Annotated in this window: 20 protein-coding genes, 1 other RNA gene and 1 pseudogene; 7 read left to right on the forward strand and 15 right to left on the reverse strand. The window is 30.4% G+C overall.

Annotated elements, in window-relative coordinates; translation table 11 throughout:
- Positions 1-583, reverse strand: a 583-nt coding sequence (locus CLLI_RS11885; protein ID WP_146127097.1) for a carbon starvation CstA family protein, incomplete at its 3' end; no start/stop codon positions are given.
- 236 nt (positions 584-819) lie between these two features.
- On the opposite strand from CLLI_RS11885, the gene CLLI_RS11890 reads away from it, so the two are divergent.
- Complete coding sequence (locus tag CLLI_RS11890) at positions 820-2,493, forward strand: LytS/YhcK type 5TM receptor domain-containing protein (protein WP_106064427.1); 1,674 nt, start codon at positions 820-822, stop codon at positions 2,491-2,493.
- A gap of 16 nt (positions 2,494-2,509) precedes the next feature.
- On the opposite strand, the gene CLLI_RS11895 is transcribed toward CLLI_RS11890, so the two are convergent.
- The gene (locus CLLI_RS11895; RefSeq protein ID WP_106064428.1) at positions 2,510-3,445 is read right to left on the reverse strand and encodes a galactose-1-phosphate uridylyltransferase; all 936 of its coding nucleotides are present in this window, start codon (positions 3,443-3,445) and stop codon (positions 2,510-2,512) included.
- A gap of 10 nt (positions 3,446-3,455) precedes the next feature.
- On the reverse strand, positions 3,456-4,211 hold the full coding sequence (lgt, locus tag CLLI_RS11900; RefSeq protein ID WP_106064429.1) for a prolipoprotein diacylglyceryl transferase: 756 nt from the start codon (positions 4,209-4,211) through the stop codon (positions 3,456-3,458).
- 272 nt (positions 4,212-4,483) lie between these two features.
- Here lgt and nuoE point away from each other — a divergent pair, with 272 nt between their 5' ends.
- The 3 genes and pseudogenes from nuoE to CLLI_RS11915 all read left to right on the forward strand — a co-directional run bounded on the left by nuoE (position 4,484) and on the right by CLLI_RS11915 (position 8,632).
- Positions 4,484-4,966 (forward strand): NADH-quinone oxidoreductase subunit NuoE, encoded by a 483-nt coding sequence (nuoE, locus tag CLLI_RS11905; RefSeq protein WP_106064430.1) that lies wholly within the window; start codon positions 4,484-4,486, stop codon positions 4,964-4,966.
- Positions 4,967-4,978: 12 nt separating this feature from the next.
- A complete protein-coding gene (nuoF, locus tag CLLI_RS11910) occupies positions 4,979-6,874 on the forward strand; it encodes an NADH-quinone oxidoreductase subunit NuoF (protein WP_106064431.1) in 1,896 nt (631 codons plus the stop codon).
- Positions 6,875-6,897: 23 nt separating this feature from the next.
- Positions 6,898-8,632, forward strand: a pseudogene (locus tag CLLI_RS11915) (NADH-dependent [FeFe] hydrogenase, group A6).
- Between the two features lie 212 nt (positions 8,633-8,844).
- Here the strand turns inward: CLLI_RS11915 and CLLI_RS11920 are convergent.
- Genes CLLI_RS11920 through CLLI_RS11930 form a run of 3 tightly spaced genes read right to left on the reverse strand, consistent with a single transcriptional unit; the run spans position 8,845 to position 11,991 of the window.
- On the reverse strand, positions 8,845-10,017 hold the full coding sequence (locus tag CLLI_RS11920) for a SpoIIE family protein phosphatase (protein ID WP_106064432.1): 1,173 nt from the start codon (positions 10,015-10,017) through the stop codon (positions 8,845-8,847).
- Entirely contained in the window at positions 10,014-11,747 is a 1,734-nt protein-coding gene (locus CLLI_RS11925; RefSeq protein ID WP_106064433.1) for a [Fe-Fe] hydrogenase large subunit C-terminal domain-containing protein, read from the reverse strand. Before CLLI_RS11925 ends, CLLI_RS11920 begins: the two co-directional genes overlap by 4 nt.
- Positions 11,719-11,991: a (2Fe-2S) ferredoxin domain-containing protein gene (locus CLLI_RS11930; RefSeq protein ID WP_106064434.1), complete on the reverse strand. Its 273-nt coding sequence runs from the start codon at positions 11,989-11,991 to the stop codon at positions 11,719-11,721. Before CLLI_RS11930 ends, CLLI_RS11925 begins: the two co-directional genes overlap by 29 nt.
- Positions 11,992-12,242: 251 nt before the next feature.
- Here CLLI_RS11930 and CLLI_RS11935 point away from each other — a divergent pair, with 251 nt between their 5' ends.
- A complete protein-coding gene (locus CLLI_RS11935) occupies positions 12,243-14,471 on the forward strand; it encodes a cell wall-binding repeat-containing protein (protein WP_106064435.1) in 2,229 nt (742 codons plus the stop codon).
- A gap of 42 nt (positions 14,472-14,513) precedes the next feature.
- On the opposite strand, the gene CLLI_RS11940 is transcribed toward CLLI_RS11935, so the two are convergent.
- Positions 14,514-16,163, reverse strand: coding sequence for a hypothetical protein (locus CLLI_RS11940; protein ID WP_106064436.1), 1,650 nt, complete (start codon positions 16,161-16,163; stop codon positions 14,514-14,516).
- Positions 16,160-16,957 carry an ABC transporter ATP-binding protein gene (locus CLLI_RS11945; RefSeq protein WP_106064437.1) on the reverse strand — a complete coding sequence of 266 codons (798 nt, stop codon included), beginning with the start codon at positions 16,955-16,957 and terminating at the stop codon, positions 16,160-16,162. The genes CLLI_RS11940 and CLLI_RS11945 overlap by 4 nt, the downstream gene beginning before the upstream one ends.
- Before the next feature lie 157 nt (positions 16,958-17,114).
- Between CLLI_RS11945 and CLLI_RS11950 the strand changes: the two genes are divergently transcribed.
- Positions 17,115-17,432: a TIGR04076 family protein gene (locus CLLI_RS11950; RefSeq protein WP_106064438.1), complete on the forward strand. Its 318-nt coding sequence runs from the start codon at positions 17,115-17,117 to the stop codon at positions 17,430-17,432.
- 102 nt (positions 17,433-17,534) lie between these two features.
- Here CLLI_RS11950 and rnpB read toward each other — a convergent pair.
- From rnpB to dnaG, 7 genes are all read right to left on the reverse strand, one after another.
- An RNA gene (rnpB, locus tag CLLI_RS11955) (RNase P RNA component class A) lies at positions 17,535-17,879 on the reverse strand.
- A 71-nt stretch (positions 17,880-17,950) separates the two neighbouring features.
- A complete protein-coding gene (locus CLLI_RS11960; protein ID WP_106064439.1) occupies positions 17,951-18,676 on the reverse strand; it encodes a zinc ribbon domain-containing protein in 726 nt (241 codons plus the stop codon).
- Positions 18,677-18,753: 77 nt separating this feature from the next.
- Positions 18,754-19,566: a Nif3-like dinuclear metal center hexameric protein gene (locus CLLI_RS11965; protein ID WP_106064440.1), complete on the reverse strand. Its 813-nt coding sequence runs from the start codon at positions 19,564-19,566 to the stop codon at positions 18,754-18,756.
- The gene (locus CLLI_RS11970) at positions 19,557-20,246 is read right to left on the reverse strand and encodes a tRNA (adenine(22)-N(1))-methyltransferase (protein ID WP_106064441.1); all 690 of its coding nucleotides are present in this window, start codon (positions 20,244-20,246) and stop codon (positions 19,557-19,559) included. Before CLLI_RS11970 ends, CLLI_RS11965 begins: the two co-directional genes overlap by 10 nt.
- A gap of 20 nt (positions 20,247-20,266) precedes the next feature.
- Positions 20,267-21,154, reverse strand: coding sequence for a PH domain-containing protein (locus tag CLLI_RS11975; RefSeq protein WP_106064442.1), 888 nt, complete (start codon positions 21,152-21,154; stop codon positions 20,267-20,269).
- Between the two features lie 75 nt (positions 21,155-21,229).
- On the reverse strand, positions 21,230-22,315 hold the full coding sequence (gene rpoD, locus CLLI_RS11980; protein ID WP_106064443.1) for an RNA polymerase sigma factor RpoD: 1,086 nt from the start codon (positions 22,313-22,315) through the stop codon (positions 21,230-21,232).
- A gap of 2 nt (positions 22,316-22,317) precedes the next feature.
- Positions 22,318-24,084 carry a DNA primase gene (dnaG, locus tag CLLI_RS11985; protein WP_106064444.1) on the reverse strand — a complete coding sequence of 589 codons (1,767 nt, stop codon included), beginning with the start codon at positions 24,082-24,084 and terminating at the stop codon, positions 22,318-22,320.
- 498 nt (positions 24,085-24,582) lie between these two features.
- Between dnaG and CLLI_RS11990 the strand changes: the two genes are divergently transcribed.
- Positions 24,583-25,650 carry a CotS family spore coat protein gene (locus tag CLLI_RS11990; RefSeq protein ID WP_106064445.1) on the forward strand — a complete coding sequence of 356 codons (1,068 nt, stop codon included), beginning with the start codon at positions 24,583-24,585 and terminating at the stop codon, positions 25,648-25,650.
- The last annotated feature ends 46 nt before the right edge of the window (positions 25,651-25,696 follow it).

The following is a 25,696-nucleotide window of genomic DNA, read 5'->3' on the forward strand; positions in this document are numbered from 1 at the left end:
GTAAACATACTCCAAATACAGGATATATTTTACCAATAAGCTTGTCTATTGGAAGTAATGTAGCTAAAACATAATATGCAAATATAACATATAACCAAAAAGTCATATCCAAAGACTTAGGTGTTAATCCGGCAAGTAATCCGGCCGGTCCTGTTACAAAAACAACTCCAACTAATATTAAAAGTATAACTGAGAACACTCTCATAATTTGCTTAAAACCGTTTCCAAGATACTTTCCAACTATTTCAGGAATACTTGCTCCATCATGTCTTACTGATAACATTCCTGAGAAGTAATCATGCACTCCACCTGCAAATATACATCCAAATACAATCCATAAAAAAGCTGCTGGTCCAAACATTGCACCTAAAATAGCTCCAAATATTGGTCCAAGACCTGCAATGTTTAAAAACTGTATTAAAAATATTTTCCATTCTGGCATAGGTACATAATCAACACCATCTTCTAATCTAATGGCAGGTGTTTGTATGCTTTCATCTGCTCCAAAAATTCTTTCTACTACTTTTCCATAGGTAAAGTATCCTACTACTAATGCAATTAGTGAAATAATAAACGATATCATGGCACAACCCCCTTAATTGAATTAAAATTTTTGTATTTTTGTATAATTGAAATTCTATAATTAAATTATATTAAAATTCAGAATCTTAGCATATGTTTTACTGCTAAAATGTAACTTTTTTAGGTTGAAATGCAAAATTTATGGGGCGAATAGTCAATTTTTACACTTAAACTATTTAAATATTATAAATTTTATGTATAATAGACATAGTATCAATTTTAGGGGGTGCCTTGCCTATGATATATATACAATTATTAGAGAGCATGTCATTAATTGCATTATCAGCCTATGTATATGGACAAACTTCTATATATAAAAAATCTTTTTATAAAAATACAACAACCTTTTTTAGTGAATTGAGAATAACACTTTTCTTTAGCCTACTTTCCATTATAGGAACCTATACAGGAGTAAATATAATTTCTTCTTCTAATTCTTTAAATACCATTAATTCTTATGCATTAGCAAATACTCGACCAATAGGCGCTATAACCGCTGGATATATTGGAGGCCCATTAGTTGGAATAATTGTTGGTTCTATAGCAGGCTTTCAAAGATATACTATGGGAGGATTTACTGCATTATCCTGTGGATTATCCACAATTGTTGAAGGTTTATGTGGTGGAATTGCACAAAAATATTCGCGAAATAATAACTTAGATGCTAAAGTAGGCTGTCTAGCTGCAATGGCAGCTGAAGTATTGCAAATGATTATTATATTAATTTTTTCTAGACCTTTTAAGGAAGCCCTAGAATTAGAAAAAATAATTGCTATTCCAATGATAGTAATAAACTCCTTAGGGGTTGTAATTTTTATAAATATAATTAATAACGCTTCAGAACAATATAATAGAATTGGTGCAATGCAAGCTCAAAAAGCTTTAATAATTGCGGAACAAACATTAAATTATTTAAAAAATGGATTTAATAAGGAAACTGCAGTAAATGTAGCTAAAATAATATATGACAGCGATAATTTTAAAGGAGTTTTTATAGGGAATAATAAAGAAATATTATGCTATTGTGGAAAGAGCATTCCCATTGAACCATTAAATGAAGCACTAAAGTCTTATTATAGTAATCCAGATTATAAAATAATATCTGTCCATCCTTCAGATAAATATGGTGAAAAATATTTTTTCTGCATTCCAATTTTCGATGAAAATAAATTAGAAGCTGTAGTTGGTTTAAAAATAAAATCAGAAAGATATATTGATGAATATTTTATACAATTTGCCAAGCAATTAAGCAGCCTTTTATCCACACAATTAAAAATACATAAATTAGACAAAATTGCTCATGAAGCTTATATAGCAGAATATAAAGCTTTAAGAGCCCAAATTCATCCTCATTTTTTATTTAATGCTCTAAATACAATCTCCTCTTTTTGCAGAATAGATCCTAATAAGGCTCGCCAGCTTATTATTGACCTTTCTAATTATTTTAGACTCACATTAAAAAGGGATGAGGATTTCGTCACAATTAGAGAAGAATTTGATTTTTTAAATTCATATTTATCTATAGAAAATGCAAGATTTGGAGACAGACTTAAGGTAAATATAGATATACCTGATATTTTAATGGAATATAAGATGCCAGTTTTTATACTTCAGCCAATCATTGAAAACTCTATAAAACATGGAATTTTGCCAAAACCTTCTGGGGGAATAGTTCACGTTAAAGCCAGATTAGTAGAGGATAAATTGTTTTTTCAAATTAAAGATGATGGAATAGGCATAGCTGAGGATAAATTAAAAGAAATTTTTAAAAATTCATCTGGAATAGGATTAAAAAATGTAAATGATAGACTAAGATTACTATATGGAGAAAATTGCATGCTAAAAATAGAGAGTTTTCCAAACGAAGGTACTTGTGTAAGTTTTACAATACCAAAGTATATAAAGATATGAAAAAATACTCTGTTCTCTATATCTTAAGTTTCTTTGCTGCTTTTTCAGGAGATATAGGATTTTGTATAATTCCTGTACTTATTTCAAATCCTGCAAAACTAGATATCCTAGGATAAATTCCTATAGTAAAATGAAAGTACTCATTTTCTTCTTTAATAAAGTAAAGACAAATATTTAAAGCTATATCTCCTAGTTTTGAATATATTTTATCTGTTATTTTTACAATACACTGTGATAAAGGTGTAATATCCTCAAAATTGAAATTTAAAAAAGCCTTATGATCTTTTTTCATTATTGTAATCTCATAGGAAAAAGTTGAGGTCCCTGGACAAAAGCATATAAATTTATCATTTTCATAGATTAACCTTTTATTATATTTTAATTCCTCACTTATAATATTGCAGTATAGGCATTTATGATTATTTTCATAGAAATGCTTACTATAGCTTAATATATTATTTATTTTCTCTGGTATTATATTTAAAGCTACTATTTGAGAATGAGGATGAACAAGAGATGCTCCCCCTTCTCTTTTATAATTCTTAAATATTTGTATATATTTAATATTATTATCCTCGTACAATTTTTTTGAAATACATATATAAGACTTTAATATATTATCTATCTCTTCTTCTTTAAATTCATATATCTTTTTATTATGTTCTCTGCTCTCCACTACAACATAGTGATACCCAAATACATCTTCCTTATTTTCAGTGTAATATTCTACACAAGGATATTTATTAGGAATAACTCTTAACCTCCAAGGCTTCCCTATGTCATATATAGAATCATCACTTTGTTTTTCATTCCCTGGACAAAAAGGGCACTCCTTCTTATGATGTACATTATTTTCTGCTTCTCCATTATTAAAATCATAGGGCCTTTTTTCCCTTTTTTCCGATACTATAACATATTTACTATTCCACTGTTCTTTTCTATAATTGCTCATATTTTCTCCTTCACAATCTATAATTAATTATTATAAAAAAAATCATCCAACTAGCTATTCCCAAAAGGCTTACAAGTTGTGCCATTCTGATGGGTCCAAACATTAAACTGTCTGTTCTAAGGCCTTCAATAAAAAATCTTCCTAAAGAATACAATCCTATGTAAGAAAATATTACATAACCATCAATTGAGGTTCTTTTTAAAATGTTTATTAATATTATGCACGCACAAATATCCCAAATTGATTCATATAAAAATGTTGGATGATAATATACCCCTTCTATATACATTCCCTTTTGAATAAATGCTGGAAAGTGCTTTATAAATTCATAGCTTACTGGTTCTCCATGAGCTTCTCCATTAAAAAAATTTCCCCATCTTCCCATACCTTGAGCTAAAATTATTGATGGGGCTGTTACATCTGCAAATTTCAAAAAACTTTCTCCCTTTTTCTTAATATATATATAAGCTGTGGCTAATCCAAATATTAAACCACCATGGATTGCAAGTCCACCCTCCCTTATATTTAAAGCACTCCAAAGGTTGTCTTTATAATCTTGAAAATTAAAGATTACATAATATAATCTTGCTCCAATTATAGCTGCAGGAAAAGATATAAAAAATGTGTCAAATAGCATATCAAAATCCACATTTTTTAATTTACAGTTATAGTATGCCAGCAGTAGTCCTAATAATACCCCTATGGCAATAAATATACCATACCATCTTATGTCTATACCAAAAATGTTAAAAGCTATAGGATTCAAAAATTAAACCTCCTTAATGAATACATAATTTCATTTATTAAGAATGACTCAATATATAATTTTGCACATATTTACCCAGTATATTCATCAATAATATACTAATTGTGATAAAATATATTATATATAGAAAAGTAAAATAAATCAAAGCATTAATTGTATTTTTATCTGTTTTTCGAATTGTTTTAAAATATAAAATAAATAGTATTTTAAAACAAATTTTGCTATAATCAAAGTGTGTTAATTTTTAAACATAATAAAGGAGGTCTTTGTTAGTGTGCTGCAAAAATGAAGTAATAGAAGCCAAATTTAATGAATTAAATCAGTTTATTGACAGTCTTCAAAATAAAGAAGGATCATTAATAGCTGTCCTTCATAAAGCTCAAAATATCTTCGGATATGTTCCTAATGAAGTACAGAGCTTTATTGCTAAAAAATTAAATATCCCCGTATCTAAAGTTTATGGTGTTGTAACTTTTTACTCATATTTTAACATAGAACCTAAAGGTAAATACGTTATAAATGTATGCATGGGAACTGCCTGTTTTGTAAGAGGAGCCGGTGATATAGTAGAAGAAATGCAGAAAAAGTTAAATATTAAAATCGGAGAAACCACATCTGATGGTAAATATACTCTAGATGTATTAAGATGTGTAGGTGCATGTGGACTAGCTCCTGTAGTAACAGTTAATGATAAAGTTTATGGTCATTTTACTAAAGATAAAGTTGACAAATTATTAGAAGAGTATAGCGAATAGGGGGAGTAACCATTGGTTAAAATAAAATCCTTTAGAGAACTTCAGGAACTTAATGAAAAGTTTCAAGATCTTGTTAAGCTAAAAAAAGTTTCACATGAAATGGAATTACAATCAGAATCAAAAAGATGTAAGCGTTATATATCAGTATGTGGCGGTACTGGCTGTAAATCATGTGAAAGCTATGAAATAGTAAAAAGATTAAAAGAAGGTATCAAATTAGCTGGACTTTCTGATGAAGTTCAGGTATCAATAACTGGATGTTTTGGCTTTTGTGAAAAAGGGCCTATTGTAAACATAAATCCAGACAATGCCTTTTATGTAAGCGTAAAACCAGAAGATGTAGAGGAGATAATTCAAAACCACTTATTAAAAGGCGAAATAGTGCAAAGACTTCTTTATATTGAACCTACCCTTCAGAAGAAAGTAAAAAGACAAGATGAAATGTCATTCTATAAAAAGCAAAAGAGAATTGCCCTTAGAAATTGTGGGCTTATAAATCCTGATGATATTAGAGAATCTATAGCAGAAGATGGCTATATGGCTTTAGCTAAAGCTGTGACCCAAATGACACCAGATGATGTTATTAAGATTATATCTGATTCCGGTCTAAGGGGCAGAGGCGGCGGTGGTTTCCCAACGGGTAAAAAATGGGGGTTTGCTAAAAAATATCAAAGTGATAAAAAATATATAATTTGTAATGCTGATGAAGGAGACCCCGGTGCATTTATGGATCGTTCTATACTTGAAGGAGATCCTCATAGTGTTTTAGAGGCTATGGCCATTGCTGGATATGCAATTGGAGCAGATGAAGGAAACATTTATATAAGAGCTGAATATCCTCTTGCTGTTGAAAGGCTTTACAATGCAATAGATGAAGCTCATGAGTATGGACTTTTAGGAGATAACATACTAGGCACAGACTTTAGTTTTGATATAAAAATTAAATATGGCGCAGGAGCTTTTGTATGTGGAGAAGAAACAGCTCTAATCCATTCTATAGAAGGATGTCGTGGTGAGCCTACAAATAAACCTCCTTTCCCTGCAGAAAGCGGTCTTTGGGGTAAACCTACCTGCGTAAATAATGTAGAAACATTAGCTATAGTACCTGCTATATTAAATAAAGGTGCAGACTGGTTTAATTCTATAGGAACTGAGACCTCCAAGGGAACTAAGGTTTTCGCTCTTGCTGGTAAAATTAATAATGTTGGCCTTGTAGAAGTTCCTATGGGTACAACCCTAAGAGAAATAATTTATGAAATCGGCGGCGGAATAAAAAATGGTCGTAAGTTTAAAGCTGTTCAAACTGGCGGTCCTTCAGGCGGATGTATTCCTGCTTCAGGTTTAGATACTGCTATTGATTATGAATCATTAACTGCCATTGGATCTATGATGGGTTCTGGCGGAATGATAGTTATGGATGAAGACAACTGTATGGTAGATATAGCTAAATTCTATCTTGAATTTACAGTAGACGAATCCTGTGGAAAATGTACTCCTTGCAGAGTAGGAAATAAGCGTTTGTTAGAAATACTTACAAAGATAACTGAAGGAAAAGGAACTGAAGAAGATTTAGTTAATTTAAAAGAGCTGGCTGAAACTATAAAGGATACTTCTCTTTGTGGTCTTGGTCAAACAGCTCCTAATCCTGTATTGAGTACTATGAAATACTTTATGGATGAATATGAAGCTCATGTTAAAGAAAAACGCTGTCCTGCAGGAGTATGTAAGAATCTTTTACACTTTGAGATTGGGGATAAATGTATAGGTTGTACAAAATGTGCTAGAGTTTGTCCTGTATCCTGTATCAGTGGTAAGGTAAAAGAAAAGCATACAATAATTCAAGATAAGTGTATTAAATGCGGCACATGTTATGGTGCTTGCCCTGTAGGAGCCATAGTAAGAAAATAATATTTAAGAAAGAGGTGTGCACTTTGAGTTTAGTAACACTTACAATAAATAATAAAAAGATTCAAGTAGAGCAAGGAACAACTATACTAAATGCCGCTAAAAAATTAAATATAAATATACCTACCCTTTGTCATTTAAAAATACATGATAATAAGACAGAAAATCATCCTGGCTCTTGCAGAGTATGTGTAGTAGAAGTAGAGGGCAAGAAAAAACTTAGCTCCTGCTTGTTGTACTCCTGTAATGAATGATATGGTAATTAAAACAAACTCTATTAAAGCTATTAAAGCACGTAGAAGTATGGTGGAGCTCCTTTTATCCAATCACCCACAGGACTGTTTGTTATGTGAAAAGAACAGTGAGTGTGAACTTCAAAAATTAGCAGCAGACATGAATATAAAATCCATAAAGTATACTGGTGAGAAGTCAAAATTTCCAAAGGATACCTCTTCCTTCTCTATAATTAGAGATCTAGATAAATGTATTCTTTGCAGAAGATGTGTAACTATGTGTAACGAGGTACAAACTGTAGGAGTATTATCTCCAGTAAATAGAGGATTTCACACTGTTATATCCCCAGCATTTTCCTCACCAATGATCGAAACTAATTGTACTTTCTGTGGACAATGTGTAGCAGTGTGTCCAACAGGAGCTTTAACTGAAGTAAATAATACTTCAAAGGTTTGGGATGCATTAGACAATAAGGATAAAGTTGTTATTGTTCAAACAGCACCAGCAATTAGAGCAGCTTTAGGAGAGGAATTCGGGTTAGAACCTGGAACTGTAGTTACAGGTAAAATGGTAGCAGCTCTTCGTGCTTTGGGTTTTAATAAAGTCTTTGATACAGATTTTGCTGCAGACTTAACTATAGTAGAAGAAGCCAGCGAGCTTATTTATAGACTTGAGCATGGCGGCAGACTTCCTATGCTTACAAGTTGCTGCCCAGGCTGGATAAAGTTCTTTGAACATGATTTTTCTGATTTATTAGATATACCATCCACATGTAAGTCTCCTCAACAAATGTTTGGAGCTATTGCAAAAACCTATTTAGCAGAAAAAGTGGAAATAGATCCTAAGAATTTAGTAGTAGTTTCCGTTATGCCTTGTCTAGCTAAAAAATATGAAGCTGCAAGGCCTGAAATGTCACGAAATGGAGTACCAGATATAGATATAGTTATAAGTACAAGAGAATTATCTAAAATGATTAAAGAGGCAGGTATTGATTTTAATTCTTTAGATGATGAAGATTTTGATAATCCATTAGGTGAATCCACCGGTGCTTCTGTATTATTCGGTACAACTGGTGGTGTTATGGAAGCTGCTTTGCGTACTGCCTATGAGTATATAACTAAAGAGGAATTAAAAGATGTAAACTTTGAAGCAGTTCGTGGACTTGAGGGAATAAAAAAAGCTACCGTAAAAATTAAGGACATGGATGTAAATGTAGCCATAGCTAGTGGTCTTGGTAATGCTCGTAAATTATTGGAATCTATAAGAGAAGGCAAAGTTAATTATCATATGATAGAAATAATGGCTTGTCCTGGAGGTTGTGTAGATGGCGGTGGTCAGCCATATATGCATGAAAATATAGATACCTTAAAGAAAAGAATGAAGGCATTATATAAGGAAGATGCAGGCAAAACCATAAGAAAGTCTCATGAAAATCCATTCATTAAACAGCTTTATGAAGAGTTCTTAGGAAAACCTTATGGTGAAAAAGCCCATGAATTACTTCATACTACTTACACAAAAAGATAGTCATCTTTTTGTGTAGTTGACAGTGGACAATTGACAAAAGATTAAATAATAAAGAATAAAGAATAAATATGGACAATTTTTCTCCATTAACATTAGGTCAAATTTAAAATATAATTTAGCTTACCCTTTGGGTAAGGTTCCCTTATTTATTCTTTATTATTTTTTATCTATTATTTAAAAATATTCTCCTTGACTACTCACTCTTCGCTATTTTAAATATCTTTAATCTCAACTTTCTTTCCTAAACTTTTAAGAAGCTCTGCTAGTTCATTAACTATATTATATTTTATACTTAAATCCATAGGTAAATTAGAATTTTGATGAGCAGGATTAACTGCTTTTCCAAGCCAAATAGTTAAATGAGTGCATTCATTTAAGAGCATCCTAGTAAGCTTTGAAGCTCCATCCTTACCAGATATATCATAATTGTATTCTGAAGATGAAACTGACTTTTTATATTCTTTAATCATTTCTAGAACTCTGTTAAGAGTTATAACTCCTTCAGTTATTAAATCTATTCCCTCCATATTGGCAGTTGGAGGTATATCCTTACAAACAAAATCCAAATTTACTGTTAATGGCCTATTTAACTCTCTTTGAACAATATTGGCTGCAGTTCCCCCGCAGATTACTTTTTTCCCATAGCTTTTTATAAAATCCTTTATAATCTGTTCATCAACACCATTGTCCTTAGGAGGTCCTGTGAATAAATTAACATATTCAGGAGTTTTTATTTTCATAGTAACTATAGTTGCATCATCTCCAGGTTTACCACCATAAAGATCCCAGCATACCTGGGATAAGTCTTTTGTTATACTTTGAGCATCATTTCTATCTATGGTACTTCTCTGAAGATAATCTGCCACACTTTCCCATTTCCATCCTAGATTCATTATATTCCCAAGACCCGCATGAATTACTCCATCACTTACTACAATTAAAACGTCTCCTGTCTGCGCATAAAATTTACTTTCATATACTTTTCTATCATTAATTATTATTTCTTTTTTATCTATATTCAACATTCTTCCTTGTCTAATTATAAATATTGGAGGATTATCATATTCTGCTATATATACTCTGCCATCGTCATAAATTTTAATTAGTGTAAAGGTTGAATAAGCAATCTTTCTCACCTTACAAACTGGAAGAGTGTTTACTATGGTATCCACAGTTTCATATATATTTGCCCCTTCCTTCAGCATGGTAGCTGATATTTTTGTGGTTAAAGTAGATAATATATTGGCTTTAACCCCACTGCCTAATCCATCCGCCATAACTACTATAATGCTATCTGAAAGTCTTACTGCTTCTACCATATCTCCACATAGTTCTTCCTCAAACTTAATTAAGCTGTGAAAGGATATGTCTACAAATAAACTCATCTTATCTCACCTTCTTCTCCTTCCACTACTTTTTTGAGTTTTGACAAAATAATCTTTGTTTCAGCTGTAGTCTCCCCCAAAAGACTAGCTATTTCTTGGGCGACTCTCATCTGTTTATTTATAACTTCTTGTGCAGCATTTAAAGTGTTCTCTTTTACTTTAATTAATTCTTCTTTATTCTTCTCCTCTTTCATTATATTTACCATGGAAGCCATTATTATATCATGTTTAGGTAAATATACAATATTCTCAATAAATACCACATTATATTGAGGTATGGCTATTTTCTTTCCAATAATGCTTTTTTCTGTTTCTCTTACATATCTAAAGTCTTCATCCCCCATTAATACAGAAATAGGCTTATCCTTTAAATTGTTTCCCTGAACTAAAAAAATTTCTTCCCCAGCTGGATTTATTTCTTTAATTCTTAAATCACCATCCAATAATATTATACAGGTAGCCGTATTTTCAAATATAACATTTGTTATGTTTTCCGCCTTGCTTCTCATATAGTGCAAACACATGGTAACTTCAGCCATGCCATTGTATATGGCTTTTGCCTTTTCTCTGCAGGTGTCATAACCGCATACCCCACAGTTTAATTCATCCTCCAAGCTATACTTGCCCATGGTTCTCATTATCTTTTCTAATTCTTCCTCTGATGGTTTGTTATTTAATATGCCCTTATCCTTAAACTCAGTGTGAAAATCTATATCCTCTGGAATATTTATTATTTCTTTACTTTCCTTTAAGTAACTTTCTCTTTTTTCTATATAATCCTTTACTCCTCTTAATCTTTCAAAGTATCCTTTTCTATCCCTAATTCTATTAGGTCCCCCAATACAGCTGCCTTTGCAGGCACTTATCTCCACCAATACCTGTTTTAAATTTCCTTTCTCCATACTTTCCAATAATTCTATACATTCCTCCATACCGCTTACAGACAGCTTGTCAAAACTATTTAAATTAGCTAAATTTCCTATTGCATTGATAATTCCTCCATGCATTGGGTATCCCCTGCCTGTTTTAAATGCCCTTCCAATAAGCTTTTCTTCTGCCAAATCCCCTATATCAATATTTTCTTCTTCAATCCATTTTTCAATTTCTTCAAATGTCAATACTGCATCAATAGATCCTTTTTCTTTACTATAACTATCCGCTTCAACTTTTTTAGCTACACAAGGGCCAATAAATACAGTAAAGCTATCTTTTCCATATATGTTTTTAAGTACTTTGCCGTGGGCTGTCATTGGAGTTACTATGGGTATTATATAGGGAATTAATTTTGGAAAGTATTTCTCTATAAGATAATTAGCGGAAGGACAACAGGTAGTTATATAATTCTCTTTAGAATTTTTATTTATATAATCCTTATATAACTCCGTTACTATCTCTGCCCCAACAGCTGTTTCCTCTATTTCATAAAATCCCATATTCTTCAAAGCTGCAATTACCTTTCCTTCTTCCCCTCTAAAAAATCCAGCAAAAGAAGGAGCTATACTTCCAATTACCCTTTTGCCATCAGCTATAGCTTTTTTAACCTGACTTAAATCACTAATTATATTTCTTGCATTTTGTGGACATATAGCTAAACAATGACCACAGCTTATACATCTTTCCTCTACAATTTCAGCTTGTTCATTTTTAAATTTTATAGCCTTTACTGGGCATGAACGAAGACATTTATAGCAATTCTTACAATTAGCTCCGGAAAAATTCATGTGACTCATTTTTTATCCTCCATAAAACTTGTTCTTCAAAAAAATTTTCCACATTATTTTCATTTACTGAGAAAATATTATCATCAACTTTTACAGAAACCCCTTCTGTACAATTTCCTAAACAAAATGCCCCTTTAAGCTCAACCTTATCCTTTACTTCATAGCCTTCAATAAGCCTTTCCAATGCTTCTATTACTTTATAAGAACCTTTTAAATGACAGGCACTTCCCACACATACATTTATAGTAATCATATACTCACCATCCTGAAATATTAAAATACTACTTCATATACAAATAATTTTACTCTAAAGCTTACATTTATTATACAAGGTAAGAACTAAGAAGTAAAAAGTAAAAATTTATGAAAAATTATATAGCTATATATATACCTTAAATTTACCATAAACCCATTGATAACCAACCACATTCTGCATTATAATAAGATTTAGTATAATACAATTTACAAGTAACAACAAATTTTGTAATAAAGGGAGAGATTTATATGAAAAAGATTAAGTCCATTGTAGCTTCTGCTACATTAGCCGCCATTGTTACTACCACCAGCATAGTCAGCGTAAGTGCAAAGGTAAATAATAGGTTAGGTGGCCATACCCGTTACGGTACAGCTGTTGCCATAGCTAATGAACTTTATAGCGGTACTGTAGACAATATAGTTTTAGCTAGTGGAAAAGCCCCTTACGATGCTTTAGCAGCTAGCCTATTCGCTAAAAATATGAATGCACCTATACTCCTTGCTGACTCCAACAAGGAAGCATGTAAAGAAACTTTTGAATACATCCAAAAACATTTAAGTAAATCTGGTACTATATATATCTTAGGAGGAGAGGCTTCTGTTAATAAGGATATGGAATCAGAACTGAAAAAGCTTGGATATAAAACAGAAAGAGTAGCTGGAAAAGATAGATTTGAAACAAATAGTAAAATAATAGATAAGCTTACTATCCCTAAAGGAACTCCTGTATTTATAGTAAGTGATACTGGTTTTGCTGATGCTTTAAGTGTCTCTAATATCTCAGCTATAAAGGGATATCCATTAATAATGACAAGTAAGGATAAACTTTCCGCTGATTTAAAAGCTCAGTTAAATAAAATACAGCCTTCAAAAGTTTATGTAATAAGTTCTGAAAATTTAATATCAAATAATATTATAAATGAAATAAAAGCTATTAATGCAAATTTAAAAGATACTGACATTCTTAGAATAGCTGGCAAAAATAGATATGACACAAATCTATTAATAGATAAAGCTTTTAACTTACAATCCAAAGATGCAGTTATTGCTTCAGGAAAAGGTTCTGGAGATGCTCTTACAGGAAGTGTACTAGCTACTAAACTAAATGCTCCTATAGTTTTAACTGATGGTAAAGACTTTGCAAAACAAAGAGCCTATTTAAATTCCACAGGCTACATAAATCAATATATATTAGGTCTTGAAGGTTCTGTTAGTAAGTCTATTGAGGACTCATTAAATGCACCTGTAGCTGATCAAAAAGATGGACAAGAGTTTTTAGGAAAATTAATGAATGCTGAACAAATCAAATCCCTTGAAACTAAATCAAACTCTACAATCACACTTACATCAAATGGTCTTCCTGCTGAAATGCAAAATGGTTTTAATCAGTTAACTTCTACCATAGGCAATACCATTACTTTAGATGTATCTGGAAAAGTACAAAGTATATCTGATACTAATATAAAAGAAGAATTAAATACTTCCGTTAAACTTGGCGGAATCATGGGAAAAAAGCCAATATCTTTTCCAATGTATTTAGATGTAGATATGTCAGATACTGTTAATCCTTCTTATAAAGTTATATATGGTTTACCAAAAGAATATACAGATATGGCTTCCTCAATGGATCCAAGCCTGTCTATGTTAAAAGGTAAAGAATACATGGTTCTTGACATGGCTTCAATGAATAACTTAGACTCTAGTGAAGATATGCCTAAAGTGGACTATACTAAAATGACCGATTTTGTAGAAAAAAATAAGGCTAGAATTGATAAATTAGGATTGAAATATGCACTTCAGTATAATCCTAATGTAAATATAGTAACAAAATTAGGCAACAAAAAAACTGTAGACGGAAGAGATGCTACTTGCTATCAGGTAACTTTAAATAATGAAACTTTAAGTTCACTAATATCCTATACAGGAAACAATGCATTAAACTTTATAGAACAAAAGGAAATAATAGACTTTGTTAAAGACTATATGGAAGTTTGTATAAATGCTATGGAATCTCCAACTAAAGATAAAGCTGAGTACCAAAAGGAATTTGCTGAGCTCTTAGCTAATATGCCGTCAAATACATTAGGCTTCAATAAGTTTATGGATGCTTTCTCCTCTATGGAATTCTTAGGTAAAGACGGCATTAAGATTAACTATTACTTAGATGATAAGGGCAGAACTATCTATGAAGATGGAGTTATGGATATAAATCTAGATTTAAGCAAAATGCAAAAGCTCTTTACGGTTGATAATCCTAATTTGCCAGAAGAAACAAAAAAACAAATGAATAAGGATATGGCCTCACTTAAAGGCTCTGTTGGCATGAATGTTAAATTTAGCACTTCATTAACTAAATTAAATGACAGCAGTATAAATGTTACTTTACCTTCATTAACTGAATCAAACTCTATAGATTATGTTAAATTTTTAAATTCATTAGTTCAATCTGAAACAGAAGCAGAAAATAAAGCTAAATAGTTAATAAAAAAAATGTGCAGTTTGAGGCTGCACATTTTTCTATTACTTAAGCTTTTCCCAAGATATATTAAAAGATTTTCTCCAAAATACTAAAACAATTATTAACATGATAAACATATATACATAAACATTAAAATTAATTATAGTAGAAAAATAATGTATTCCCGCTAAAGCTGCTAACAATAGCATTAGAAATATAGAAATAATTCCATCAGCTGTTTGTGTTACTTGAAAACTTTTAGAGAATGGCAGTGACTTGTCAAATATTTTAAAGCAAAGAACTGTAAATAGTAGTATATTTAAAAATACTATGAGTAAATGGGGAAATATCTTTATTCCAAATATAAATATAAAAATAATTGATTCTATTATATATAATGGAGCTATAAGTTTTATAAAAAATGCCTTTATGGTTCCTTTAAAAATAGGTGCTACTTCTTTAATTGGCATAACTTTATAAATCCATGCAGCTTTATATCTTCCTGAGTATTTCATCATCATAATCAGTGTAGGAATAATAAAAGCAGCCCAGTATATATTTAAATAATATTTTGTTGAAACCATATAATTTAACCATTGATTAAAAGAATTAGCTTCTGAAATAGTTCCAAACATGAATATAAAAGGAAAAACTATAGCTAACCCTAGAGATGGATAAACTTTTAACTTAAATTCCCTTTCATTTCTAATAATTTTATAAGCAAATTTAAAAAATATTCTTTCCTCCCTATTCCAGCATACCACATTACATAATCTTTCACCTAAGGGTGCCTTATTTTTATTTATGGAAACAGTATTATTGTTTAACTTTTGTAAGTTTCTCTCAAATACTGGTGAAAGTTTTATATAAAACAATAATGAAGCAATTGGGACAACTATGCCAAGTGTTGATAATATTATTATATATATATTATAATTATTATTTAATATCATTTCTAAAGGAGCTGCGAACCATACGGGAATTATTAAATATTGCCACCACTTAGGGGTAAATACTACATTTATATTTACAAATTCAAATAACCTTCCTATAAATTGATATCCTATAGTCATAACCATAATTAGAATAATTTGAACATAGTTTATTATATCCTTTAGCTTTTCTCCATCAAAAAATTTCAATATTAAGAGATATATTAAAGAGGTAAGTACAATCATAAATATATCTATAAGAATTATTTCTAACACTAAAACTATAAAAAACTTAACCCCATGTCTTAAGGAGACCAATAGTGCTATTCCTGTCATGGCTATGGTAATATAAAACATATAAATAAATACATGTATAACCTTTGCTGCATTTATAGTTTTGCTATCTACAGGCTTTGTAAGCATTATATTTTTATCCCTGGCATCTAAAAGTACAGAAGAAAAGTCAGAAATCAATGTAGTTATAAGCATAAACATTAGTATTCCAAAGAATATACTCATCTGCATCATTATACTCTTCTTAGGTACAACTAAAATGGCTAAGAAAATCCCAAATATAGAATACATCCATAGGGATTTCATAAACTTATTATCATCATCTTTTTCTTTTTTATTTGAATTATTAATTATGGTAGGGGCTCTTCTTCCATCCATAATAAGTTTTATCTGCAGAATCTTTCTCATTATTTCATAGTTAATGCCGAGTTTTTGAAATACATATTTAAATTTATCCAAAAACTTTAATGTGTTGAAGTCTTTCATATTGAAGCACCCTCCCTGACTATAGATACGAATTCTTCTGCTAGTTCTTTATGCTTATTAAATCCTGTAAGCTGATTAAATATATCTTCCAAGGATCCCTCTCTAGATTCATGTTTAAGCTCTTCAAAACTTCCATCTGCTACTATTTGTCCTCCATTTAATAAAACAATCCTGCTGCTTATCTTTTCTACTACATCCATTATATGCGATGAATAAAATATAGTTTTACCTTCTGCTGCTAATTGAGCTAAAATCTCTTTTACTATCATAACACTATTTGCATCTAATCCGCTCAATGGTTCATCCCAAAATAATATATCTGGATTATGAATTAAGCTTGATATTATCAAAACCTTCTGCTTCATACCTTTAGAATAAGAAGAAATTCTAGAATTATATGCTCCCTCTAAACCAAATATTTTCATTAGATTCATAGCTTTATTATCCACATGTTCATTATCCAAACCATATAATTCACCTATAAATGTTAAATATTCTTTTGCTGTAAGACTATCATAAATTTCTGCCGTTTCCGGTACATAACCTATCCTCCTTTTATATTCAATATCTCCGTTATTTATGGATTGACCAAATATTTCAATTTGCCCAGTATATCCCTCAATTAGCCCTAGCATAATTTTTACTGTGGTACTCTTTCCTGCTCCATTAGGCCCTATATATCCTATTATTTGGCCTTTGTATACATCTAAATTTATACCTCTTAGTACTTCTTTATCTCCAAAATTCATCTTAAGATCTCTCATAGTAATTATAGGATCATTTGTCTTTTCCATAAAATCACCTCAAAATTTCATAATATCTGAACTCATTGTACCATATTAACATTTTGTTAACAATATTCATCTTATGCACTAAACAATTTGTGTTATGTAAGCGTTTGAGTTATTATGTATATGTTGGATAATATAATATTGTTTTGGGGGTAATGGTATGGAAAATACAAAAAATTATGATGTAAAAATCACAGTCCTTAGAAAAACTCGAGTTGATGATATCCATAAGTCATATGCCAAAGATGATGTTCCTCCTGTTTGTGCAAAAAATGAAGAAGGACAAGAATATATATCCAAAAATTCTTCTCAACCAGAGGGTTTTTGTAATGGTGCCTGGAAGGGCATAGCTGATACAGTTTCTGTTTTAGCTTCAGGCGGAAATAATCCTTATGTAAGACAAGATGGAGTGGCAATACGCTGCTGTAATGATGGCCTTCATCCAGTTATTTATAAGCTGGAAAGAATAGCTGAATAGTTTGAAATGGGTCTGCCGAATTAACATTTTTAATGCTATGTGGCAGGCCCTTTAAGTTGGCAAAAAAAAATAAAAAACACCACCTAAAGGCAGTATTTTCAATATGCGACTAAGTCTGTAAGCGGAGTTCTGTGTTAAACAGTCATCTATCTAGGCCTATTGTCACCAGTAGGCTCCAGCGATACTACCCGGAAGCGGGACGGGCGATCCCTGTATGCTTCTCTATTCGATCTTGCTCCAGATGGGGTTTACATAGCCGCAAAGTCGCCAGTGCGCTGGTGAGCTCTTACCTCACCTTTCCACCCTTACCTAAGTAAACTTAGGCGGTATATCTCTGTTGCACTTTCCTTCAGGTCACCCTGACTGGGTGTTACCCAGCACCCTGCCCTATGGAGCTCCGACTTTCCTCTCCTGCATTTTAGCAGCAGCGACTGTCTGGCTTACTCGCAAGATAAATAATAACACATTATAAAATAAAAATCAAATAATTTATAGGTTTAAACTAATTTTTCTTTTTCCTATTCTGCATCTTTTAGGTTTGCTTTACATAGTATTCTACCACAGTTATCACAATGTACAATTTCTTTTCCCTTATTTATTTCATCCAATGTTATCGCAGATACTTTGATCTTACACCCTGTACATACATTCTTTTGTAAAAGAGCCACTGCAACTTTCTTTTGAGCTTTTATTTCATCAAAATCTTTCAATAACTCTAAGGGAATTTTATTTCTTATAACATTTATCTCATTTTTACATCTTTCAAATTCCTCTTTAACTTTACTTTGTGCTTTATCTGCATTTTCTTTATAACTATTAAATTCGTCTCTTATTTTTTCCAGTGTTTTTCCTAAGGATGCTATTTCATTGGTTATAACTTCTTCCTTCTCTAGTAAAGCCATAGCCTGATTTTCTTTCTCTTCTATAGTTTTATTTTTCTTTTCTATGTCCCTTTGCAAAGTAGTTATCATTTTTAAATCATTACCGCATTTGTTGTAGAGTATATAATCATCTTCCTTTACTTCTTTCTTTAAAGCTTCTATTTCATCATTTAATAAACAATATTTTTTATTAATGCTTTCTAACTGATTTTTTTTATTTATATATTTCTTTTTCAATTTATTGAATTCTTCTTTCATTTTATTTAACATTGAAATATGCGGATTATCTTTTAATATTTTATAACTTTTATCCATTTTATTATAATTTTCCTGCAAAAACAACAGTAACTGTATATTCTCCATAATATATTCCTCCTTATATTTAAATGTAATTAATCAATAATAGAAACAAAAATAGAAATAAGCAAAAATACCTATTTCTATTTATACTTATATGGTGAAATAGTCTCTGTAGATATGATTACACTATTACTATATCCCATAAATCTTATTCTATTTCCAATCCACTTTCCAACAATCTTCATACCAGGCCACTCTGATTCAAAATGTCCCACATCTATTATACATATGCCTTCTTCTTGTAAATCACTAACATAGTGATAGCTGGTATCCCCTGTAATAATACAATCTGCACCTAGGGATTTAGCTTTCATAAGGAAATCATTGCCGCTGCCATTTATTACAGCAACTTTTTCAATAACCTGTTTATCTTCTCCTGAATATTTTAGTGAAGATATTTCAAAGGCTTCTTTTACTTTTTCACATAATTCTTCTAGGGTAATTGGAACATTTAAAGTAGTGAATCTACCTATACCACATTCCTTATCCTGGGCATCCATATGATTTACTTCTATGACTTCACAATTTCTAAAGTCTAATAATTGCATTATCAAATCATTTATTCCGCCCTTTGTTGAATCTAAATTAGTGTGACTAGAATAAATATTTATATCCTTTTTTATTAACTCTATAATTTTTCTTCCTTGAAGAGTTTCTGTAGTTATATTATTGGGCTTTTTAAATAATATGGGATGATGGGTTATTATTAAGTTACAACCCTTTTCTTCTGCCTCTTTAATTACCTTCATTGTACAATCTAAGGCTACTAAAATAGAAGTAACTTCGCAGTCTGGATCTCCTATCATAAGCCCTACATTATCATAACTTTCTTTTAATCTTAAAGGAGCATAATCTTCCATAATCTTTCTTATATCTTTTATTTTTAAAGGCATAGTAACAACTCCTTCAATCTATAAATTTTATCTTTTACTTCTCTTTTTCTGTTATTAGCTAATTCAGTATCCTCATTAATAGAATGACATATTTTTTCGTACTTGTCTATCTTTCTTATAATAAGTCCTTCAATTAATGGATGTTTATTCTCTAGCATATATTTGCTTATTTCATAAAAAATACTATCTACCATTTGAATTTTATTATTATACCTTATTTTCATTATCTCATAATATTTATTTTCATCTATGCACAGGTTCTCCTGTAATATTTCATAACCTTCTGTATATATATACTCTCTTAATATCTCAGGATTTTGTACAGGCTGGGCTATAATATAGTCTAAACTTTTAAATACTTCTTTGCTTTCCTCTATAATATCTCTTATAAGATTTCCTCCCATACCTGCAATTATGGCGGAATTTGCTTCATTAGGCTTTATGGTGGTTAATCCACCGCCAATTCTGCATTCTATGTATTTTTCTAGTCCTTCTAACTCTATATTTTTTTTGGCTTTTTCAATAGGGCCTTTATTTATATCTGAAGCTATAGCTCTATTGCAAATTCTATTTTTAACAAGATAAATAGGTATATATCCATGATCTGTGCCAATATCTGCACAGCAATTACATTTACTTACCATATCTGCTATAGTCCTCAATCTTATACTTATATCCATGTTCTGTCTCCATTCTAATATTATTTAAAAGTAGCCAATATTTTTATTTGTAATATAAGAAATAGAAGTGAGGAAACCAAGGATACATATATAAATTTATAAGCAGATTTTTTGTCATATTTAGCATAAAAATAAGAAGCATAATACATACAGAATATAATTGCCATATTTAGCACTCCATAGGACATCTGTTTAAAAGCAAATTCCTTGCCTGTCCCAATTTTCACTGGGTAAAACCTAGCATCAAAGCTCAAGGGCATCTTTTCCGGTAACTTATTATACAAATATAATATAAATGGATGTAAAGTAAGGATTATGGTTATTACCGTTACGACTATTAAAGGTATAATAAATTTTTTATCCTTATATAGGTTTACATTCTTATTTGGTGAATAGCTCCAGCTGCATGATTCTATGCCATTACTATTTAGTATATTTATAAACTTGTCTTCCTGAATTGGAGATATCCCATAGGTCATATCCTGGGTTTTTAAATAAATTATATGTTCATCTGATGTTACATACATTTTCGCAATGCCTATTTTATCAATAATAGATTTGCCTAAAGCAAAATGATCCTTTCCAAAACCATATAATTTTACTCCTTTGATTTCTCCACTATTTTTAGAATATCCTTGTATGTCCTTAAAATATATCTTTTCCTTTTTCAATCCAAATATACTTTTTATTTGAATATATTCATCAATGATATTGTATTCTAAAGAAGTGTACGTAAATATATAATTAAATTCATATATATTTATGACCACAAAGGCTATTTTAAATAAATTTGAAAGCTCATAAGAATTCACAACGACTACCATTAAGATTATGAATAGATTATATAATATAGTTTCCCCTATTATATAAGGTAACCCCTTACCCTTTATGGGCTTAAAACTTTCCATATTGTCACCTTCCCCATATATCTTATTCTATATGGTTTTTAATTATAGAATAAAGCACCAAAAGGTGCTTTTTTATTAATCTAAGTAATCTTTTAATTTTTTACTTCTACTTGGATGTCTAAGTTTTCTAAGCGCCTTTGCTTCTATCTGTCTTATTCTTTCCCTTGTAACATTAAACTCTTTACCTACTTCTTCAAGAGTTCTAGCTCTGCCATCATCTAGCCCAAATCTAAGTCTTAATACCTTTTCTTCCCTTGGAGTTAATGTATCAAGAACATTTATAAGCTGCTCTTTTAACATAGTAAAGGCTGCTGCTTCTGCTGGAGCTGGTGCATCATCATCTGGTATAAAATCTCCTAAATGGCTATCTTCCTCTTCTCCAATTGGTGTTTCAAGGGATACTGGTTCCTGTGCTATCTTCATTATTTCTCTTACTTTATCTACTGGCATATCCATATGCTTTGCTACTTCCTCTGGTACAGGCTCTCTACCAAGTTCCTGTAGAAGCTGTCTTGAAACTCTTATTAGTTTATTAATGGTTTCTACCATGTGAACTGGTATTCTAATTGTTCTAGCTTGATCTGCTATAGCCCTTGTTATCGCCTGTCTTATCCACCATGTAGCATATGTACTAAATTTAAATCCTTTCCTATAATCAAACTTTTCTACAGCCTTTATAAGACCTAAATTCCCTTCTTGAATTAAATCTAGAAACAACATTCCTCTTCCTACATATCTTTTAGCAATACTTACTACTAATCTTAAGTTTGCTTCAGCTAACCTTTTTTTAGCTACCTGATCTCCCTGCTCTATTCTTTGTGCTAATTCAATTTCTTCTTCAGAAGATAATAGAGGAACTTTACCGATTTCTTTTAAATACATTCTTACAGGATCATCTATAGCAACTCCTTCAGGGACTGATAAATCTAATTTTTCTTCATGAGTATCCGTATCGTGAGCGTCACCAATAACTTCTATTCCCATAGATTCAAGTACTTCATATACTTTTTCTATCTGTTCAGGAGTTAAGTCAATTTCTTCTAATTCATCCATTATTTCTTTATAGGTGAGATTTCCATTTTTCTTACCTTTTTCAATGAGTTTCTTTACAGATTGCATTTTTGCATTTTTATCTTTCATATTATTGCCTCCTTCCGCCATTACTACATACCACCTAACTGTTTTTGAATATTTATAAGCTCCTGTGCTAGCTTTAATGATTCGTCAATTTTTCCCTCAGATTCATAGTTCTTTATCTTATTCATAATTTCTTTTCTTGTCTCCTCTAACTTAAATTTTTTTATCTCCTTAATGTAATCATCTATTAAAACTTTATAATCACAGTTTTCACTTATTAATTCAGTTTCTACTATATTTACCCATTCTTTTATAGAGTCAGCATCGCCAATATTCATCTCTATTAGCTTTCCTATTTCTTCTTCATCTGCCTCTAAATTATCCAATACTAATTTAAATATTTCTTTATCTTTTTGTGAAATAAAAGTTTCTTCATTTAAAAATTTTAGGGCATAATTTTGTGTTTCTTTTTTATTAATAATTAGCTTTAACAATGTTCTTTCTGCTTTTACATATGCTGGTTCTACATATAATTTATTCCCCAAAATGCTAGGGCTATTCATATCTTTATGATTTTTCCCATGTTTTTGTAAATTATTATTCATAAGGTCATACAATGCCTGCTCGTTAATTCCAGTTTTATCTGATAACTTTCTTACATAAAGATCTTTTTCTACAGGTTTTAGATCCTTAATTATATCCAGCGCAGCTTCAGCATATTTAACAAGATTTTGAGAATTTCTTAAATCTATTCCCTCAGCTGCTTTTTCTATTCTATAGTCTATTAACTGGGTAGAACATTCCATAAGCCTTAGAAAAGCATCTTTACCATGACTTCTAATATATTCATCTGGGTCTTTACCCTCAGGTATAGTAAGTACTCTTACATCAAAACCTTCTTCTTTTAATATATGAAGTCCTCTCAAGGTGGCTTTTTCACCAGCTAAATCTGCATCATAGGAAATTATAACCTTATCTGCATATCTCTTTAGAAGCTTTGCTTGATTAGATGTAAGTGCTGTTCCTAAGGAAGCCACAGCTGAATTTATTCCATATTGGTGTAAAGATATACAATCCATGTAACCTTCAACTATAATAAACATTCCATCAGTATTATTTTTCATGGCAAAATTCAAGCCATAAAGATTTGTTCCTTTTTTAAAGATATTAGTTTCTGGCGAGTTTAAATATTTAGGTTTAGAATTGTCTAACACCCTTCCTCCAAAGCCTATAACCCTTCCCTTATAATCAAAGACAGGAAAAATAATTCTATTCCTAAATCTATCATACAAGGAGCCCTTATTACTTTTTATAATAAGACCTGCTGCCAACATATCCAGTTCAGAATATCCTTTTGATTTTAAAAATCTTAAAAGACCATCCCAACTGTCTACAGCGTAACCAAGACCAAAGTTAGTTATTGTTCTTTCTGTAATCCCTCTGGATGTTAAATAATTCATTGAATTTTTATTTCTTCTTAAATTAGAAAAAAAATATCTAGCTGCTTCTACATTTATCTTATATAACTTTTCATTTGGATTTGCACCATAACTATTTCTATCCTTATATTTTATATCTATATTAACCCTGTCAGCTAATATTTGTATGGCATCACTAAAGGATGCATTTCTGGTTTTCATCACAAAACTTATAACATTCCCAGCTTCACCGCAGCCAAAACATTTATATATTCCCTTATCAGGAGTTACAGTGAAGGATGGAGTTTTTTCATGATGAAAAGGACATAATCCCACATAATATTTACCTGTTCTTTTAAGCCTTACAGTTTCTGAAACTACATCCACAATATTATTTAATTCTTTAACCTTTTGGATGACATCTTCCGATATCAACTAAACATTCCACCTAACTTTTAATATTATTATAAGTTTTAATAATCATTAGTAAAATACTTCTTAATTTTAATTTTTTCTTAACCGAATTTAATATATTCGACAAAAATTTTTATATTCCTTCTAATTTTTAAAATTTTTTATATATATTATATTTAACTATAATATATATTCTTTATAAAATTTAAATATCCTTCAAAATTATAATTTTTTATAGCAAACTATGCAAGTATTATTCTACCCATAAGTCTATGAAATCTATTCTAAATATTATTAATAAATTACAATTTTGGGTACATATATATTTTTTGCGTTTTAATATTCTATCTTTTCTCTTATATTCATAATATAATCACTACCTTTAAGATATTCTATATTTTAATTGAAACTCCTTTTTATTCATTTAATTTTACTTTTAGATATTTTTATAATTATACGTATATTATAAAAGTGTTTTTAATATCATTATACAGAGATAAACAATTAAGGAGTGTTAATATGCCATATGCGGCTGAAACATATAGTATAAATTTATTGTCTGAAGAAAACGTAAAAAAATGCGTTCTTCCTTATTATGGTCTACAAAATTCTCTAGTTACCCAAATAAAATTTAAAAATACAGACAAACAAAGGGCAGTTTATAGAGTAGATTATAATAGCAAAAGTTTTTGTTTAAAAAAAGTATATTTTCCTTTAGACGAACTTCTTTTTGTATATTCTGCAATAGAATGGTTTTACAGACATGGCATAAATGTTCCTAGAATATTACCCACATTGGATAGAAGCAGATATGTTAACTATAAAGATATGCTATTTATCCTAACTCCATGGATTGATGGGGAAAAAGGCAACTATGATATAGAAGAACATGTATTGAACTGTGCAGAAAACTTAGGTAGAATGCATATTTGTTCAAAAAAATTTATTCCTCTCCAAGGGAGTTCCTATAGGACAGGATTTAATGATATATATATATCTTCTGAAAAACATTTTAAACAATTATTGAACTGTTCTAACCTAGCCTTTAAATATAAGGATAAATTTTCAAAAAAGTTTTTACAGCACTTTGATGACAATCAAATTATGTCACAAATTACTTTATCCGTTGCCAGTACCATAAATAGCAATAAACTTAGTAAAGCGTTATGTCATTTAGATTATGTAAATAAAAATATTATATTTGATAATAACAAAAATATTTGGATAATAGATTTTGATAAATGTAAAATGGATTATTGTGTCCATGATCTTTGCTATTTTATGAGAAGACTATTAAAAAGGGATAACACCAATTGGGATTTAAAATTAGCCATAGATTCTATTAATGCCTACGAAAAAATAAATCCTCTAAATTTAGATGAATACAAATATATTTTAGTTTATCTAGGTTTTCCTCAAAAATATTGGAAGATATCAAGGGATTATTATAAAAATATAAAAAAATGTAACAAGGCTTCTTTTTATAAACTGCTTAGTAAAGCCGTGGAGAATGATAAGAATCAGTTAAAATTTATATATTCATTTGGTAAATATATAGAAAATAAATTTAATACAAAATTGTATTAATAAAAAACAACCTGCCCTATATAGAAGGCAGATTGTTTTTTTATAT

Source organism: Clostridium liquoris, from assembly GCF_002995785.1.
Classification (GTDB): Bacteria; Bacillota; Clostridia; order Clostridiales; family Clostridiaceae; genus Clostridium_AO; species Clostridium_AO liquoris.

Coding starts and splice junctions, on each gene's coding strand:
- CLLI_RS11940 (WP_106064436.1), bottom strand. CDS start 16,163: ATGAAAGACTTCAACACATTAAAGTTTTTGGATAAATTTAAATATGTA.
- CLLI_RS11930 (WP_106064434.1), bottom strand. CDS start 11,991: ATGATTACTATAAATGTATGTGTGGGAAGTGCCTGTCATTTAAAAGGT.
- CLLI_RS11890 (WP_106064427.1), top strand. CDS start 820: ATGATATATATACAATTATTAGAGAGCATGTCATTAATTGCATTATCA.
- rpoD (WP_106064443.1), bottom strand. CDS start 22,315: ATGGCGGAAGGAGGCAATAATATGAAAGATAAAAATGCAAAAATGCAA.
- CLLI_RS11935 (WP_106064435.1), top strand. CDS start 12,243: ATGAAAAAGATTAAGTCCATTGTAGCTTCTGCTACATTAGCCGCCATT.
- CLLI_RS11975 (WP_106064442.1), bottom strand. CDS start 21,154: ATGGAAAGTTTTAAGCCCATAAAGGGTAAGGGGTTACCTTATATAATA.
- CLLI_RS11970 (WP_106064441.1), bottom strand. CDS start 20,246: ATGGATATAAGTATAAGATTGAGGACTATAGCAGATATGGTAAGTAAA.
- CLLI_RS11950 (WP_106064438.1), top strand. CDS start 17,115: ATGGAAAATACAAAAAATTATGATGTAAAAATCACAGTCCTTAGAAAA.
- CLLI_RS11965 (WP_106064440.1), bottom strand. CDS start 19,566: ATGCCTTTAAAAATAAAAGATATAAGAAAGATTATGGAAGATTATGCT.
- CLLI_RS11945 (WP_106064437.1), bottom strand. CDS start 16,957: ATGGAAAAGACAAATGATCCTATAATTACTATGAGAGATCTTAAGATG.
- CLLI_RS11960 (WP_106064439.1), bottom strand. CDS start 18,676: ATGGAGAATATACAGTTACTGTTGTTTTTGCAGGAAAATTATAATAAA.
- CLLI_RS11990 (WP_106064445.1), top strand. CDS start 24,583: ATGCCATATGCGGCTGAAACATATAGTATAAATTTATTGTCTGAAGAA.
- CLLI_RS11895 (WP_106064428.1), bottom strand. CDS start 3,445: ATGAGCAATTATAGAAAAGAACAGTGGAATAGTAAATATGTTATAGTA.
- CLLI_RS11920 (WP_106064432.1), bottom strand. CDS start 10,017: ATGAGTTTATTTGTAGACATATCCTTTCACAGCTTAATTAAGTTTGAG.
- CLLI_RS11925 (WP_106064433.1), bottom strand. CDS start 11,747: ATGAGTCACATGAATTTTTCCGGAGCTAATTGTAAGAATTGCTATAAA.